Origin of the sequence: Citrobacter meridianamericanus, from assembly GCF_041320245.1 — a bacterium.
Classification (GTDB): Bacteria; Pseudomonadota; Gammaproteobacteria; order Enterobacterales; family Enterobacteriaceae; genus Citrobacter; species Citrobacter meridianamericanus.
The window spans coordinates 403,635-417,048 of sequence record NZ_CP101036.1 but is presented as its reverse complement, the minus strand read 5'-3'; the positions used below and the strand labels follow the sequence as shown (position 1 = coordinate 417,048).

At 53.2% G+C, this 13,414-nt stretch carries 12 protein-coding genes; 6 read left to right on the top strand and 6 right to left on the bottom strand.

All coding sequences use genetic code 11. The features are described 5' to 3' along the window. The first annotated feature begins 123 nt into the window (after positions 1 to 123). The 6 genes from tsgA to NMD08_RS01870 all read left to right on the top strand — a co-directional run bounded on the left by tsgA (position 124) and on the right by NMD08_RS01870 (position 7,280). The gene (tsgA, locus tag NMD08_RS01895) at positions 124 to 1,305 is read left to right on the top strand and encodes an MFS transporter TsgA (RefSeq protein WP_151216833.1); all 1,182 of its coding nucleotides are present in this window, start codon (positions 124 to 126) and stop codon (positions 1,303 to 1,305) included. Positions 1,306 to 1,576: 271 nt separating this feature from the next. Further along, positions 1,577 to 4,120, top strand: coding sequence for an NADPH-nitrite reductase large subunit (gene nirB, locus NMD08_RS01890; protein WP_252838524.1), 2,544 nt, complete (start codon positions 1,577 to 1,579; stop codon positions 4,118 to 4,120). Further along, on the top strand, positions 4,117 to 4,443 hold the full coding sequence (gene nirD, locus NMD08_RS01885) for a nitrite reductase small subunit NirD (protein ID WP_151216835.1): 327 nt from the start codon (positions 4,117 to 4,119) through the stop codon (positions 4,441 to 4,443). Before nirB ends, nirD begins: the two co-directional genes overlap by 4 nt. A gap of 195 nt (positions 4,444 to 4,638) precedes the next feature. Further along, positions 4,639 to 5,448, top strand: coding sequence for a nitrite transporter NirC (gene nirC / locus NMD08_RS01880; RefSeq protein ID WP_187253782.1), 810 nt, complete (start codon positions 4,639 to 4,641; stop codon positions 5,446 to 5,448). A 15-nt stretch (positions 5,449 to 5,463) separates the two neighbouring features. Beyond that, on the top strand, positions 5,464 to 6,837 hold the full coding sequence (cysG, locus tag NMD08_RS01875) for a siroheme synthase CysG (protein ID WP_151216837.1): 1,374 nt from the start codon (positions 5,464 to 5,466) through the stop codon (positions 6,835 to 6,837). 272 nt (positions 6,838 to 7,109) lie between these two features. Continuing rightward, complete coding sequence (locus NMD08_RS01870) at positions 7,110 to 7,280, top strand: YhfL family protein (protein ID WP_187253783.1); 171 nt, start codon at positions 7,110 to 7,112, stop codon at positions 7,278 to 7,280. Between the two features lie 67 nt (positions 7,281 to 7,347). Here NMD08_RS01870 and NMD08_RS01865 read toward each other — a convergent pair whose 3' ends face one another. From NMD08_RS01865 to NMD08_RS01840, 6 genes are read right to left on the bottom strand one after another with little or no spacing between them, the layout of a single operon-like run. After that, the gene (locus tag NMD08_RS01865) at positions 7,348 to 8,442 is read right to left on the bottom strand and encodes an aminotransferase class I/II-fold pyridoxal phosphate-dependent enzyme (protein WP_151224121.1); all 1,095 of its coding nucleotides are present in this window, start codon (positions 8,440 to 8,442) and stop codon (positions 7,348 to 7,350) included. Positions 8,443 to 8,455: 13 nt separating this feature from the next. Next, positions 8,456 to 9,760: a YhfT family protein gene (locus NMD08_RS01860; protein WP_151216839.1), complete on the bottom strand. Its 1,305-nt coding sequence runs from the start codon at positions 9,758 to 9,760 to the stop codon at positions 8,456 to 8,458. 11 nt (positions 9,761 to 9,771) lie between these two features. Beyond that, entirely contained in the window at positions 9,772 to 10,125 is a 354-nt protein-coding gene (locus NMD08_RS01855; protein WP_187253785.1) for a DUF2620 domain-containing protein, read from the bottom strand. A gap of 10 nt (positions 10,126 to 10,135) precedes the next feature. Then, a complete protein-coding gene (locus tag NMD08_RS01850; RefSeq protein ID WP_151224122.1) occupies positions 10,136 to 11,014 on the bottom strand; it encodes a phosphotriesterase-related protein in 879 nt (292 codons plus the stop codon). Then, on the bottom strand, positions 11,011 to 12,237 hold the full coding sequence (locus NMD08_RS01845) for a phosphopentomutase (protein ID WP_370619445.1): 1,227 nt from the start codon (positions 12,235 to 12,237) through the stop codon (positions 11,011 to 11,013). The genes NMD08_RS01850 and NMD08_RS01845 overlap by 4 nt, the downstream gene beginning before the upstream one ends. Beyond that, complete coding sequence (locus NMD08_RS01840; protein WP_151216842.1) at positions 12,237 to 13,400, bottom strand: YhfX family PLP-dependent enzyme; 1,164 nt, start codon at positions 13,398 to 13,400, stop codon at positions 12,237 to 12,239. Before NMD08_RS01840 ends, NMD08_RS01845 begins: the two co-directional genes overlap by 1 nt. Positions 13,401 to 13,414 lie beyond the last annotated feature (14 nt).

Here is a 13,414-nt window from a genome sequence, read left to right as displayed (position 1 = left end):
TCACATACAAAATGTAATAAATAAAGTCATTACCAATAAATATTTAAATACGTCACAAAAGCGCCTAAAATCTGCCCGCTCACGGCGCAGTCAATGCGCCTTACACTTCTATACAGGCCAGTCATGACTAACAGCAATCGCATCAAGCTCACATGGATTAGCTTTCTCTCCTACGCCCTGACAGGTGCGTTGGTAATTGTCACCGGGATGGTGATGGGAAACATCGCAGACTATTTCCATTTGCCCGTTTCCAGTATGAGTAATACCTTCACCTTCCTGAATGCAGGCATTCTGATCTCTATCTTTCTGAATGCATGGTTGATGGAAATTGTGCCACTGAAAACTCAGTTGCGCTTTGGTTTTATCCTGATGGTCCTGGCTGTCGCCGGACTGATGCTCAGCCATAGCCTGGCTTTGTTCTCTGCTGCCATGTTTGTACTGGGTGTGGTGAGTGGTATCACCATGTCGATTGGTACATTCCTGGTGACCCAGATGTACGAAGGTCGCCAGCGCGGTTCCCGCCTGCTGTTTACTGACTCATTCTTCAGCATGGCGGGGATGATTTTCCCGATGGTAGCAGCGTATCTGTTAGCACGCAGTATTGAATGGTATTGGGTCTATGCCTGCATCGGCCTGGTCTACGTCGCCATTTTCCTGCTGACCTTTGGCTGCGAATTCCCGGCGCTGGGTAAACACGCGCAACAACCGGACGCCCCGGTAGTGAAAGAAAAATGGGGTATTGGCGTGCTGTTCCTGGCGATCGCCGCGCTATGTTACATCCTCGGTCAGTTGGGCTTTATCTCCTGGGTACCGGAATACGCCAAAAGTCTGGGAATGAGCCTGAACGATGCGGGTAAACTGGTCAGCGATTTCTGGATGTCTTACATGGTTGGTATGTGGGCATTTAGCTTTATCCTGCGATTCTTCGATCTGCAGCGCATCCTGACTGTACTGGCAGGTCTGGCCACCGTTCTGATGTATCTGTTCATCACCGGTACGCCGGAACATATGCCGTGGTTCATCCTGACGCTGGGCTTCTTCTCCAGCGCGATTTATACCACCATTATTACCCTCGGCTCACAGCAGACGAAGGTCGCCTCACCAAAACTGGTTAACTTCGTTCTGACCTGTGGCACCATCGGTACAATGCTCACCTTCGTGGTCACCGGTCCTATTGTGGCGCACAGCGGCCCGCTGGCGGCATTGCAGACGGCTAACGGTTTGTATGCTGTTGTATTCGTGATGTGCTTTATTCTTGGGTTCGTCACGCGTCATCGCCAGCATAACGCGCCAGTCACGCATTAATCTCACCGCCGGATAGTATCTGCGCTGTCCGGCACATTCTCGCCCCCTCTTCCTTTCGCTGGTCATGTAGGCCAACTCTTACAAAAGCCCTTTAATTTGTATGCTTTTTATACAAACACGAAAAGCCAGTTAATTCCGTAACTTATAAAAATGCAGTTAAATCAGCCATATAACTCTTAAGGAGTATATAAAGGTGAATTTGATTTGCATCAATAAGCGGGGTTGCTGAATCGTTAAGGTAGGCGGTAATAGAAAAGAAATCGAGGCAAAAATGAGCAAAGTCAGACTCGCTATTATCGGTAATGGTATGGTCGGCCATCGCTTTATTGAGGATCTTCTTGATAAATCCGACGCTGCCAATTTTGATATTACCGTCTTCTGTGAAGAACCCCGCAAAGCGTACGACCGTGTACACCTGTCTTCCTACTTCTCCCACCACACCGCCGAAGAGCTTTCTCTGGTGCGTGAAGGATTCTACGAGAAGCACGGCGTTAAGGTGTTAGTGGGCGAGCGCGCAATTACTATCAACCGCCAGGAGAAGGTGATCCACTCCAGCGCAGGTCGTACGGTCTATTACGATAAACTGATCATGGCAACGGGCTCTTACCCGTGGATCCCACCGATTAAAGGTTCGGAAACCCAGGACTGTTTCGTTTACCGGACCATTGAAGACCTCAACGCTATTGAGTCTTGCGCGCGTCGTAGTAAGCGCGGCGCCGTCGTCGGTGGTGGCCTGCTGGGTCTGGAAGCCGCTGGCGCTCTGAAAAACCTCGGCGTTGAAACTCACGTCATTGAATTCGCACCGATGCTGATGGCTGAACAGCTGGATCATATGGGTGGCGAGCAGTTACGTCGCAAAATTGAAAGCATGGGCGTGCGTGTGCACACCAGCAAAAATACCAAAGAGATCGTTCAGGAAGGCACCGAAGCACGCAAAACCATGCGTTTTGCCGACGGTAGCGAACTGGAAGTTGATTTCATCGTCTTCTCCACCGGTATTCGCCCACGCGACAAACTGGCGACTCAGTGCGGCCTGGACGTCGCGCCGCGCGGCGGGATCGTGATTAACGATTCTTGCCAGACCTCTGACCCGGATATCTACGCCATCGGCGAATGCGCCAGCTGGAACAACCGCGTGTATGGTCTGGTGGCCCCAGGCTACAAAATGGCGCAGGTTGCCGTTGACCATATTCTCGAAACCGAAAACGCCTTTGAAGGCGCGGATCTGAGCGCCAAACTGAAGCTCCTCGGCGTAGATGTTGGCGGGATTGGCGATGCGCATGCGCGCACGCCGGGCGCCCGTAGCTACGTCTATCTCGACGAAAGCAAAGAAGTCTACAAACGCCTCATCGTTAGCGAAGATAACAAAACCCTGCTCGGCGCGGTTCTGGTGGGCGACACCAGCGATTACGGCAATTTGCTGCAACTGGTGCTGAACGCCATCGAACTGCCAGAAAATCCGGATTCACTGATTCTGCCAGCACACGCAGGCAGTGGTAAGCCGTCTATCGGCGTGGATAAACTGCCGGACAGCGCGCAGATTTGCTCCTGCTTTGATGTCACTAAAGGCATGCTGGTTGCCGCTATCAACAAAGGCTGCCACACCGTGGCGGCGCTTAAAGCAGAAACCAAAGCCGGTACCGGCTGCGGCGGGTGTATCCCGCTGGTAACGCAGGTTCTGAACGCCGAACTGGCGAAACAGGGGATCGAAGTTAACAACAATCTGTGTGAGCATTTCCCGTACTCACGTCAGGAACTGTTCCATCTGATCCGTGTAGAAGGTATTAAAACCTTCGAAGAACTGCTGGCAAAACACGGGAAAGGCTACGGCTGTGAAGTGTGCAAACCGACCGTAGGTTCCCTGCTGGCGTCCTGCTGGAATGAGTACATCCTCAAACCACAGCACACACCGCTGCAGGACACCAACGACAACTTCCTGGCAAACATCCAGAAAGACGGTACCTACTCCGTGATCCCGCGCTCTGCGGGCGGTGAAATTACGCCGGAAGGCCTGGTTGCCGTGGGTCGTATCGCGCGTAAATTTAACCTGTACACCAAAATCACCGGTTCTCAGCGTATCGGCCTGTTCGGCGCGCAGAAAGATGACCTGCCGGAAATCTGGCGCCAGCTGATTGAAGCGGGCTTTGAAACCGGCCATGCGTACGCCAAAGCACTGCGTATGGCGAAAACCTGCGTCGGTAGCACCTGGTGTCGTTATGGCGTCGGCGATAGCGTCGGCTTCGGCGTGGAACTGGAAAATCGCTACAAAGGTATTCGTACCCCGCACAAAATGAAATTCGGCGTCTCCGGCTGTACCCGCGAATGTGCGGAAGCTCAGGGCAAAGACGTGGGTATTATCGCCACTGAGAAAGGCTGGAATCTGTACGTTTGCGGTAACGGTGGGATGAAACCTCGCCATGCGGATCTGCTGGCAGCGGATATCGATCGCGAAACGCTGCTCAAGTACCTTGACCGTTTCATGATGTTCTATATCCGTACCGCCGATAAACTGACCCGTACCGCGCCATGGTTAGACAATCTGGAAGGCGGTATCGAGTATCTGAAATCAGTCATCATCGACGACAAACTGGGTCTGAACCAGCACCTGGAAGAAGAGATGGCCCGTCTGCGTGAGGCGGTGGTCTGCGAGTGGACGGAGACTGTTAACACCCCATCCGCACAGGTTCGCTTCAAACACTTTATCAACAGCGATCAACGCGATCCGAATGTCCAGGTTGTGCCTGAACGTGAACAACATCGTCCGGCCACGCCATACGAGCGTATCCCGGTCACTCTGGTGGAGGAAAACGCATGAGCCAGTGGAAAAACATCTGCAAAATCGATGACATTCTGCCTGCAACAGGCGTCTGCGCCCTGTTAGGTAGCGAGCAGGTTGCGATTTTCCGCCCATATCACAGCGACCAGGTGTATGCGATCAGCAACATTGACCCGTTTTTTGAGTCGAGCGTGTTGTCTCGTGGGCTGATTGCGGAGCATCAGGGCGAATTGTGGGTCGCCAGCCCGCTGAAAAAACAGCGCTTTCGTTTAAGCGACGGACTGTGCATGGAAGACGAACAGTTCTCCGTGAAACATTACGAAGCCCGCGTGAAAGACGGCACGGTACAACTGCGCGGTTAATTAATTTTTGGGAGGCGCAACGCCTCCCCTTTTTTGTATTTTTTTCATTGTAATTGTTATCACCAAATCATTTGTGCTGCATCGCGGCGGCAACTGAGCAATCCCCCAGGAGCATAGTTCACTATGTGACTGGGGTGAGCGAGGGCAGCCAACAAAGAGGCAGTGCAAAGGATGAAGTGAGAAAAGGATAATCAAATGTTTACTGACACTATCAATAAGTGTGCGGCCAATGCTGCGCGCATCGCACGCCTGTCGGCTAATAACCCACTCGGATTCTGGGTCAGCTCCGCCATGGCAGGAGCCTATGTTGGCCTTGGCATCATCCTTATTTTTACGCTCGGTAATCTGCTTGACCCGTCTGTGCGTCCGCTGGTGATGGGTGCAACCTTTGGTATTGCATTGACGTTGGTGATTATTGCCGGTTCCGAACTGTTCACAGGCCATACAATGTTCCTGACACTTGGCGTAAAAGCGGGCACCATCAGCCACGGTCAGATGTGGGCCATTTTGCCGCAAACCTGGCTGGGAAATCTGGTGGGTTCCGTGTTTGTCGCCCTGCTGTACAGTTGGGGTGGCGGTAGCCTGCTGCCGGTCGATACCAGCATTGTACATACGGTTGCACTGGCAAAAGCCACCGCGCCTGCAACGGTACTTTTCTTTAAAGGCGCACTGTGTAACTGGTTGGTTTGTCTGGCTATCTGGATGGCAATCCGTACCGAAGGTACAGCAAAGTTCCTCGCAATCTGGTGGTGTTTGCTGGCATTTATCGCTTCCGGCTATGAGCACTCGGTTGCCAACATGACACTGTTTGCCCTCTCCTGGTTCGGTCATCACAGCGAGGCGTATACCTTGTCAGGAATTGGTCATAACTTGCTGTGGGTGACACTCGGTAATACTTTGTCCGGTGTCGTATTCATGGGATTGGGTTATTGGTATGCTACGCCAAAATCGGAGCGTCCGGCTCCGGCAAAAATCAACCAGCCAGAGGCGGCTGCTAATAATTAATTAAGGGGTAATGTCGTGGACCATTTGCCTATATTTTGTCAACTACGTGACCGCGACTGCCTGATCGTCGGCGGTGGTGATGTCGCAGAACGCAAAGCGCGGTTACTGCTGGAAGCGGGCGCCCGTTTAACGGTTAATGCGCTGGCGTTTATTCCGCAGTTTACCGTATGGGCAGATGAAGGCATGCTGACGCTGGTTGAGGGACCGTTCGATGAGTCCCTGCTCGACACCTGCTGGCTGGCTATTGCCGCCACCGATGACGACGCCGTCAACCAAAGCGTCAGTACTGCTGCGGAGTCACGCCGCATCTTCTGTAACGTGGTCGATGCGCCAAAAGCAGCCAGTTTTATCATGCCCTCCATTATCGATCGCTCGCCGCTGATGGTGGCGGTTTCCTCCGGCGGTACATCGCCGGTGCTTGCCCGTCTGCTGCGTGAAAGACTCGAATCCTTACTGCCTCAGCATCTGGGTCAGGTCGCGCAGTATGCAGGCAAGTTGCGTTCCCGGGTGAAAAAACAATTTGCCAGTATGGGTGAACGTCGCCGCTTCTGGGAAAAATTGTTCGTTAATGACCGACTGGCACAGTCGCTGGCGAACAGCGATCAGAAGGCCGTCGAGGAAACCACCGAGCAGTTGCTCAGCGAACCGCTGGACCATCGTGGTGAAGTGGTGCTGGTTGGCGCCGGTCCTGGCGATGCCGGGCTATTGACACTGAAAGGGTTACAGCAGATCCAGCAAGCGGATGTCGTGGTTTATGACCGTCTGGTTTCCGACGACATCATGAATCTCGTACGCCGCGATGCTGACCGGGTGTTTGTCGGTAAACGCGCGGGCTACCACTGCGTCCCGCAGGACGAGATTAACCAGATCCTGCTGCGTGAGGCGCAACAGGGCAAACGCGTCGTGCGACTGAAAGGTGGCGACCCGTTCATCTTTGGCCGCGGCGGTGAAGAGCTGGAAACCTTGTGCCACGCCGGTATTCCATTCTCCGTTGTGCCAGGGATTACCGCAGCATCCGGTTGTTCTGCCTATTCCGGCATTCCGCTGACCCATCGTGATTACGCCCAGAGTGTACGTCTGGTCACCGGACACCTGAAAACCGGCGGAGAACTGGACTGGGAAAACCTGGCGGCCGAGAAACAGACGCTGGTGTTCTATATGGGACTGAACCAGGCCGCAACCATCCAGGAAAAATTGATCGAGTTTGGCATGCAGCCTGATATGACCGTCGCGCTGGTAGAAAACGGGACTTCCGTGAAGCAACGCGTCGTCAACGGGGTACTGACGCAGCTCGGTGAGCTGGCACAACAGGTTGAAAGTCCGGCGCTGATTATTGTCGGTCGCGTGGTTGGACTGCGTGATAAACTCAACTGGTTCTCAAACCATTAATTGAACGTTAAATAGATGCCCTTAATATCAGGGCATCTATTTATGATTCATAAGAATCAATATTTAACCTACACAATATATCATTCATAGCATTCATCATTTCATTAATTACAGATACATTTCATAGTATTTTAATCCATTAAAAATATATTCCACACAAACATTACTATGTCCTTATTCGGACTATTTAAAATTTTCCTTAGTTGATATCTTAATCGACGAGAAATGGATTTCATCCATTTAAAAAACAGATATCTTACAAGGATTTTATCATGTTTAAATTTGCAAAAATCACCATCGTGGCAGGTGTACTGGCTACGCTGACTGCATGTACTGGTCATATCGAAAACAAAAAAAATAACTGTAGCTACGATTACTTACTGCATCCGGCTATTTCAATTTCTAAAATTATTGGTGGTTGCGGCCCGGCTGCAGATCAGTAATAGAAGCGATTGCGCAGATACAAAAAAACCGGGAACTCCCCGGTTTTTCCATTTATAGATTAGATACTCATTCACACATCATCGCATTCACGCTCTCGCGCAAAATACGTAGTACGGTCTCTTCTCCACTGCGATTTGGATTAATGCGAATCGCATAATCACCCAACGACGGATTTGCTTCACGAAATGTCCCGGAAAGGCGATAGAACAGCGGCGGGATCTCATACTTCGACTCCGCTCCCACCGGGTACGGTAGCGCGCCTCTTTCTTGCGCCACCTTCAGCACGCGGGCGGCAATCGGCTGGTGAAACTCCACGATCAGTACCTTCGACTGGGCATTGGCAATAACAGCCTGTTTCACCTCGGGTAGCACTCCGCTATTGAGCATCGTTAGCAGCCGTTCAGTTACCCCAGCCTGTACCGCATGCATTACAGGGGCGAAAACCAGGCCACGCAGCACTTCCAGTGCTTGCCCCCCCTGGATCTGGCTGCCACCGGAATAGAGGCTGGTACGGATTTTAGCGATAACCTCCGCCTTGCCGACAACCGCCCCTACGCCTTCCGGACCGAAGAGCTTAAAGCAGGAAAAGGTGGACAGCGTCGCCCCTCGTTCACAACCAATTCCGTCTACTTTCATCACCGCGTAGTTATCATCGGTTAACGTCGGTACGCCGCATTGCGTTATTTCCGCCAACACATCCGCTAAAACGTAACGGTCCTGCGGTTGCTGCCGCGTATGCTGTACCAGCGCGGCGTCAGGGCGATACTGCGTAATAGCCCGCATGATTGCCGAGGGGCAGTTGAAATCAGCCCTGACCAGGGTGATGCCCATCTGCTCGATGATCACCTGTGTTGTCGGATACACAGGCGCGTCGTGAACCAGCAGTCGCTGCCCAGGTTTGAGGAGTGCAGCCAGCCCGGCGCGAATAGCCCCGGTGCCTGCGCCCTGGACCAGGGCAGCGGCCTCAGCATGAAAAGCCTCGGCCAACACCTTTTCCACACGCTGCGTGACCCGGGGCTGATTCAGCCCCGGAGCCAGTCCCAAATCTCCGCCGGACAGAAAATCAGCACCCGGAAAGTGACGGCAGATCACATCCACCAACGCAAACTGCTTCTGCTGTGCCTGCGCAATCGTCAGGCTTTGCAGAGGGAACGTCTTCATGTTTTACACCTCCTCAGGCCGGAACAAACAGACCAAACCAGTAGAGAATATTCAGCACAATACCGGTGATCATTACTGCCACGACCGGGGCTGCCATCTTCTGAACCGGACGCCCTATCGATTCGTTGAGGAAGTAGATCGCCACCGCAATCGAGAAACCGGTGTAGCCAGCCATCTTGATGGCGGCAAAAATCGAGCCTACCAACAGCGCCATTTCCATCAGCATATTCATCGCATTACGAATATTGTCCGACGCGTTACGCACTGATGGATAACGCCCCAGCCATTTGCCAATTGAGCGTAGCAGCAGCACTTCTGCGGAAATCACGATAGCGCCAAGGATTGCCGCTATCCACGGGTTCGGAGCCAGATAGCCAACGGAATAAACAAAGGTGAAGCCCGCTACCGCGTATACACCGGTTGCCAGCGCGGTGGTGGCAATCAACGGCACAAAACCCAACCCACGCATAAATTCTGCCAGCGCCGCCTGGTTAACCAGCGTCTGCGATTGCTCCGGCGTAATCCCCGCCGAATAGGCTTTTTCCAGCGTAAAAATTGAAACTTCGCTACCAGCGAAAATCTTCATACTGGCGACGGCGGCAATCAGTGCACCGACAATCGCGATGTACGGCAGGTTTTTAATAATCCGCGAGGTTCGTTCTTCAAAGACCGATAGCCCGCTGCCATCCATCTCTTCATCGCCACGGTGGCGAATATCATGCGTAATGGCAATCACCAGCAGCATCATCATCCCCACAAAAATCTCAATCGATTCCGGGTTCAGATGCGGGAAGTAACGCACCACCACGACGCGGGTCATCAGCACCACCACCGCCGCGATAATGCTGTGTTTCCAGCCAAACTGGTAGAAAATCGCGACCAGCGGGAAAAGTGCGAATGCGGAAACGACCGGAGAACTCAGCTCGCCAAGGCTACCCAGTACATCAACCGGCAACGCTGTGAGCAGATGGTTCACCGGCAGCAGGCAGGTCAGAATCAGTACGCCCCAGATAGCACCCAGACCGAACGCCAACAGGCTGTTCATTGCCAGCACGCCGAGAATATCCGTCGGCAGGAACAGCAGCCAGGCGTTAAGTAAACCGGTTTTCAGAGTAAAGGAGATCCCAACCGATGCGACAAAGCCAATACTCAGACCAAACGCGATACTTCCCGCCTCGCGGCGATTCATGTACCCCTCGATCAGCTGCGGCAGAATCGGACGGATGCCGTCATGAAAGACAGCCGCCGAACGATGCGCCAGAAGTGACGTCATGCCGGTCAGGCAGGCCACCACCACAATCTGAATATACAGATCCATAGTCATGCCTTTTATTTCAGATGGTTAACCAGCATCGGAATCGCATGTTCAACATGTTCGACGGAGAGACCAAATGCCACTTTCCCTTCCGCGACCATTTTTGCGATCTGTTCGTCTTTCGCCTTAATACCCGGCTTGGCGATAGTGCAGCTTTTGTTGTAGCCAATCACCGCGATGGCAATCGACAGCGCAGCCCCCGCGCCGGTGTTACACGCACCGATGTAGTAATCCAACTGTCCGGATTTCACCTTCATTGCCGCCTCCATATCGTTATGAATGGAGACTTCAAAACAGCCCGGAGCGGCAGTTTCGATAGTTTTTTTAATCTGCTCACGCTGTAAGCCAGCAACGCCAATCTTTTTCATGATTCTGTCCTTATTGGAAAAATTTTGAAGGGTTATCATGTAACATCGTGTCCACATCGGCCTGACTGAATCCTGACTGGCGCAGCTGTGGGATAAAGGTGGTTAACAGGTAGTCGTAGCCATTACCGCCATTGGCTTTTAAATGCGAGCGGCGGGTAATGTCCATAGAGAGCATGACGTGGCTAAGCAGTCCGCGATCGCGTATCGCATGCAGCATGGCGATGCGTTTCTCATCCGGGTAATAGTTGTTTTTACCGATGGTATCGAACTGCACATACGCGCCGAGATCAATCATGCGATAGATGTTGTCGAGGTTATCTTTCAAATCACAATGACCCACGGTCACACGGGAAAGGTCAACGCCGTGCGCCTTCAGCAGAGCCAGCTGTTCCAACCCCATCGTGCTAAAAGAGGTATGGGTCGAGATAGGGCGTCCGGTTTCGCGATGTGCCCGCGCTGCAGCGATAAACACCTTCTCTTCAAGCGGCGTAATTACCCCTTCGCTGGAGCCGATTTCCGCGATAATTCCGGCTTTCAATTCAGTGCCATCAATACCGACGACAATCTCATCGACCATCTCCTGCGCGAGCTGTTCTACGCTGCAGGTTGCGACATGTTCAGGGAAAAACGCATCCTGGTAATAGCCTGTACAGGCCATAACGTTAATTCCGGTATCACGCATCAGTGAGAGCATGAATTGCGGATTACGTCCCATATAGCGGTTGGTCATCTCAATAATGTTGCTGACGCCTGACGTCCGGAGATCCTTCATCTCCTGACAGATGAGATCGTACTGATCTAACCGGCAGTCGAGGTTATTCTTGAACCCAGAGAGATCGATATGCAGATGCTCGTGGACCCAGGTGTAGCCCGTCGGATCAAAATTCATAAGGTGTCTCCTGAAAGCCGTAAAGCCGAAAGAAAAGAGCTGCCGTTTTGCGGTCGCTGCGCGCCAAAAAACTCGCACACCGTCGCGCCAACATCGGATAACGTCGCCCGGATGCCTAATTGCGCAGGCTCCAGGCCCTGTTGATACACCAGAACTGGCACAACTTCCCGGGTATGATGGCTGTGCCCAATGGTCGGATCGTTGCCGTGATCGGCCATGACCACCAGACAGTCATTGGGATCCATGGCAGCCAGAAGGCGCGAAAGATTAAGATCGACAAGCTGTAATCGTTCGGCATACCGCGCGACGTCTTCAGCGTGCCCGGCAAGATCGGTTTCCTGAATGTTGGTACAGATAAATACCGTCGACTCAGCGTTAAATTCGTTAAGGGTGATATCCATGATCTGCTGGCTATCCACCAGGTTTTGCCAGTTGTGCCCGTGCGGATTGCCAACGATATCCGCCACTTTACCGACCAGCACGGTAGGGATCCCGGAGTCATGCAGTTTTTGCGGTACCTGCACCTGCTCATCTACGCCAAAGCCCATATGCCTGACCTGAAAGCCGTTTTCATACGCGCCAGAACGTGGGGCATTAATGCCAACAAAGCGCCCTTCCATCGTTTCGGCGGCATCCAGAATGCGCTGGCTGTTCGCAAGCTGGCCGCCAAAGGTTATGACGCGCCCGACCTGAACCTGTTCACGCACTATGCGGCCAATCTTTAGCACTTCATCAAACGCAATGGCGGACAGGTTGGCAGTGACGTTGTAGACCTGACCTAAATCAGCCTCGAGGTTATCGCCCACCGCAACCGCATCGTTGACCCACAGAAACGCCAGCTCGCTACCACGGCGTTCCACCTGCCAGCCCGCCAATTTTAGCGCTTGCTCAACGCCATCGATGACGTCGTTAAATGGCATCCGCAGCGGCGCCTGAGGCCGTGTGCCTAAAATTTCCTGATGCCCCATAAAGGTATCGCCACCTTCATGCTGCAACTGTGCAACGCCCCAGACTGCCGATTCCGAAGGATTCATCACGCCTGGCGTATAACCCAACGCGTTAATCAATCCCAACTTTTCCAGCGTAGGTAGCCGTAACTGCGGGAATTCACTCAGGATATGTCCACAGGTATTCGCCCCGGCATCCTGAGGTCTAACCCGCGCAACGTCTTTCATTGCGCCGACGCCAAAACTGTCGATTACCAACACCACGAATCGGGCCATTAGTCCTCCAGAATATTGCCGAGACTGTCATAACGCGCGACGATTTCAGCCACGCCACGCTGGATACCCGACACCAACACCACGTCGCTGCGCGTCACGAAGATCTGGGTGCGAAAACAGAAGATCACTGCGCTGCTCACCGGAAACTCACCGGCTACGGGCAGGTAGTAATCGATACTGCTGTCGTCAACGGGTTTTAGCTTCGCGGCTATGGGGGCGTCATTTTCCGGCGTAAAGACCAGTGCGTTTTGCGCATGACCGCGACGGTAATAGCCCCCGCCGTAGCAATAACTGTCCCCGCGAAACGTGTGCGAGACCTCGCTCAGCCACAGCATCGCAATACGTTCAGGCTGGTCGCCCTTTTGATTGGCAGGGATGGTGCCTGTCAGCGCATGACCCGGCTCGGCGTGGGTGACGCCATATTCCGCCAGTAGGGGTAATGATGTGCAGCTACTGGCTGACGGCGCATTAAGCTGATCAATAGTAATTCCGGCTTGGGCCAACTGACGCCGGGCACTCACCAGCGTGTGCAGATTAGGCGTCGGCATCGTCTGCGCGGAGTTTTCATCCCATAACAGGCACGGGAAATGGGTGAGGCCGCTCAGGCGCAGGCCCGGCAGTCTGCGGATTTCATTGACCACATCCGTCAGATATATCAGCGGAAAGCCGCTTTCTTGCCCCGGATAGAGAAAATCATCCTTGTCATACACCTTCAGCATCACGTTTTGCTGGCAACCGGCCTTCACCGCCGCCGCCGAAACTTCGCGCGCTTTCTCCAGCGAAAACAACGTAATGACCTCGGTTCCTTGTGCGACAGCCTGATTGACCTGTCGCGAAGGGATCTGCACCAGATGTCCCTGATGCGCCACCGGCAACCCGGCACGGCGCATGACGCGACTCTCCTTGTAATCGACAACCACGATGCCTTCATAGCCAAGCTGCAATAGTTTCTCCGCCAGCCATGGATTGCGTCCAACCTGTTTGGTCATCAGGTACAGCGAGATGCCATACTGCCTGGCGACGTCCAGCAGGCGTTTGCCATTATCAATAACCTGGTCAACATCAATAACCCAACTGTCAGGCGCGATCTTTCCCTGCTGCCACAGCGCGACAGCGGCGGAGATTAGCGCGGGGTTCTGGCGTTTCAATGCGTCTATAAACATTTCTCTGCCTCGTT

Excerpts from the sequence above, each read along its gene's own strand:
- tsgA (WP_151216833.1), top strand. The coding sequence starts at position 124 with ATGACTAACAGCAATCGCATCAAGCTCACATGGATTAGCTTTCTCTCC.
- nirB (WP_252838524.1), top strand. The coding sequence starts at position 1,577 with ATGAGCAAAGTCAGACTCGCTATTATCGGTAATGGTATGGTCGGCCAT.
- nirD (WP_151216835.1), top strand. The coding sequence starts at position 4,117 with ATGAGCCAGTGGAAAAACATCTGCAAAATCGATGACATTCTGCCTGCA.
- nirC (WP_187253782.1), top strand. The coding sequence starts at position 4,639 with ATGTTTACTGACACTATCAATAAGTGTGCGGCCAATGCTGCGCGCATC.
- NMD08_RS01870 (WP_187253783.1), top strand. The coding sequence starts at position 7,110 with ATGTTTAAATTTGCAAAAATCACCATCGTGGCAGGTGTACTGGCTACG.
- NMD08_RS01865 (WP_151224121.1), bottom strand. The coding sequence starts at position 8,442 with ATGAAGACGTTCCCTCTGCAAAGCCTGACGATTGCGCAGGCACAGCAG.
- NMD08_RS01860 (WP_151216839.1), bottom strand. The coding sequence starts at position 9,760 with ATGGATCTGTATATTCAGATTGTGGTGGTGGCCTGCCTGACCGGCATG.
- NMD08_RS01855 (WP_187253785.1), bottom strand. The coding sequence starts at position 10,125 with ATGAAAAAGATTGGCGTTGCTGGCTTACAGCGTGAGCAGATTAAAAAA.
- NMD08_RS01850 (WP_151224122.1), bottom strand. The coding sequence starts at position 11,014 with ATGAATTTTGATCCGACGGGCTACACCTGGGTCCACGAGCATCTGCAT.
- NMD08_RS01845 (WP_370619445.1), bottom strand. The coding sequence starts at position 12,237 with ATGGCCCGATTCGTGGTGTTGGTAATCGACAGTTTTGGCGTCGGCGCA.
- NMD08_RS01840 (WP_151216842.1), bottom strand. The coding sequence starts at position 13,400 with ATGTTTATAGACGCATTGAAACGCCAGAACCCCGCGCTAATCTCCGCC.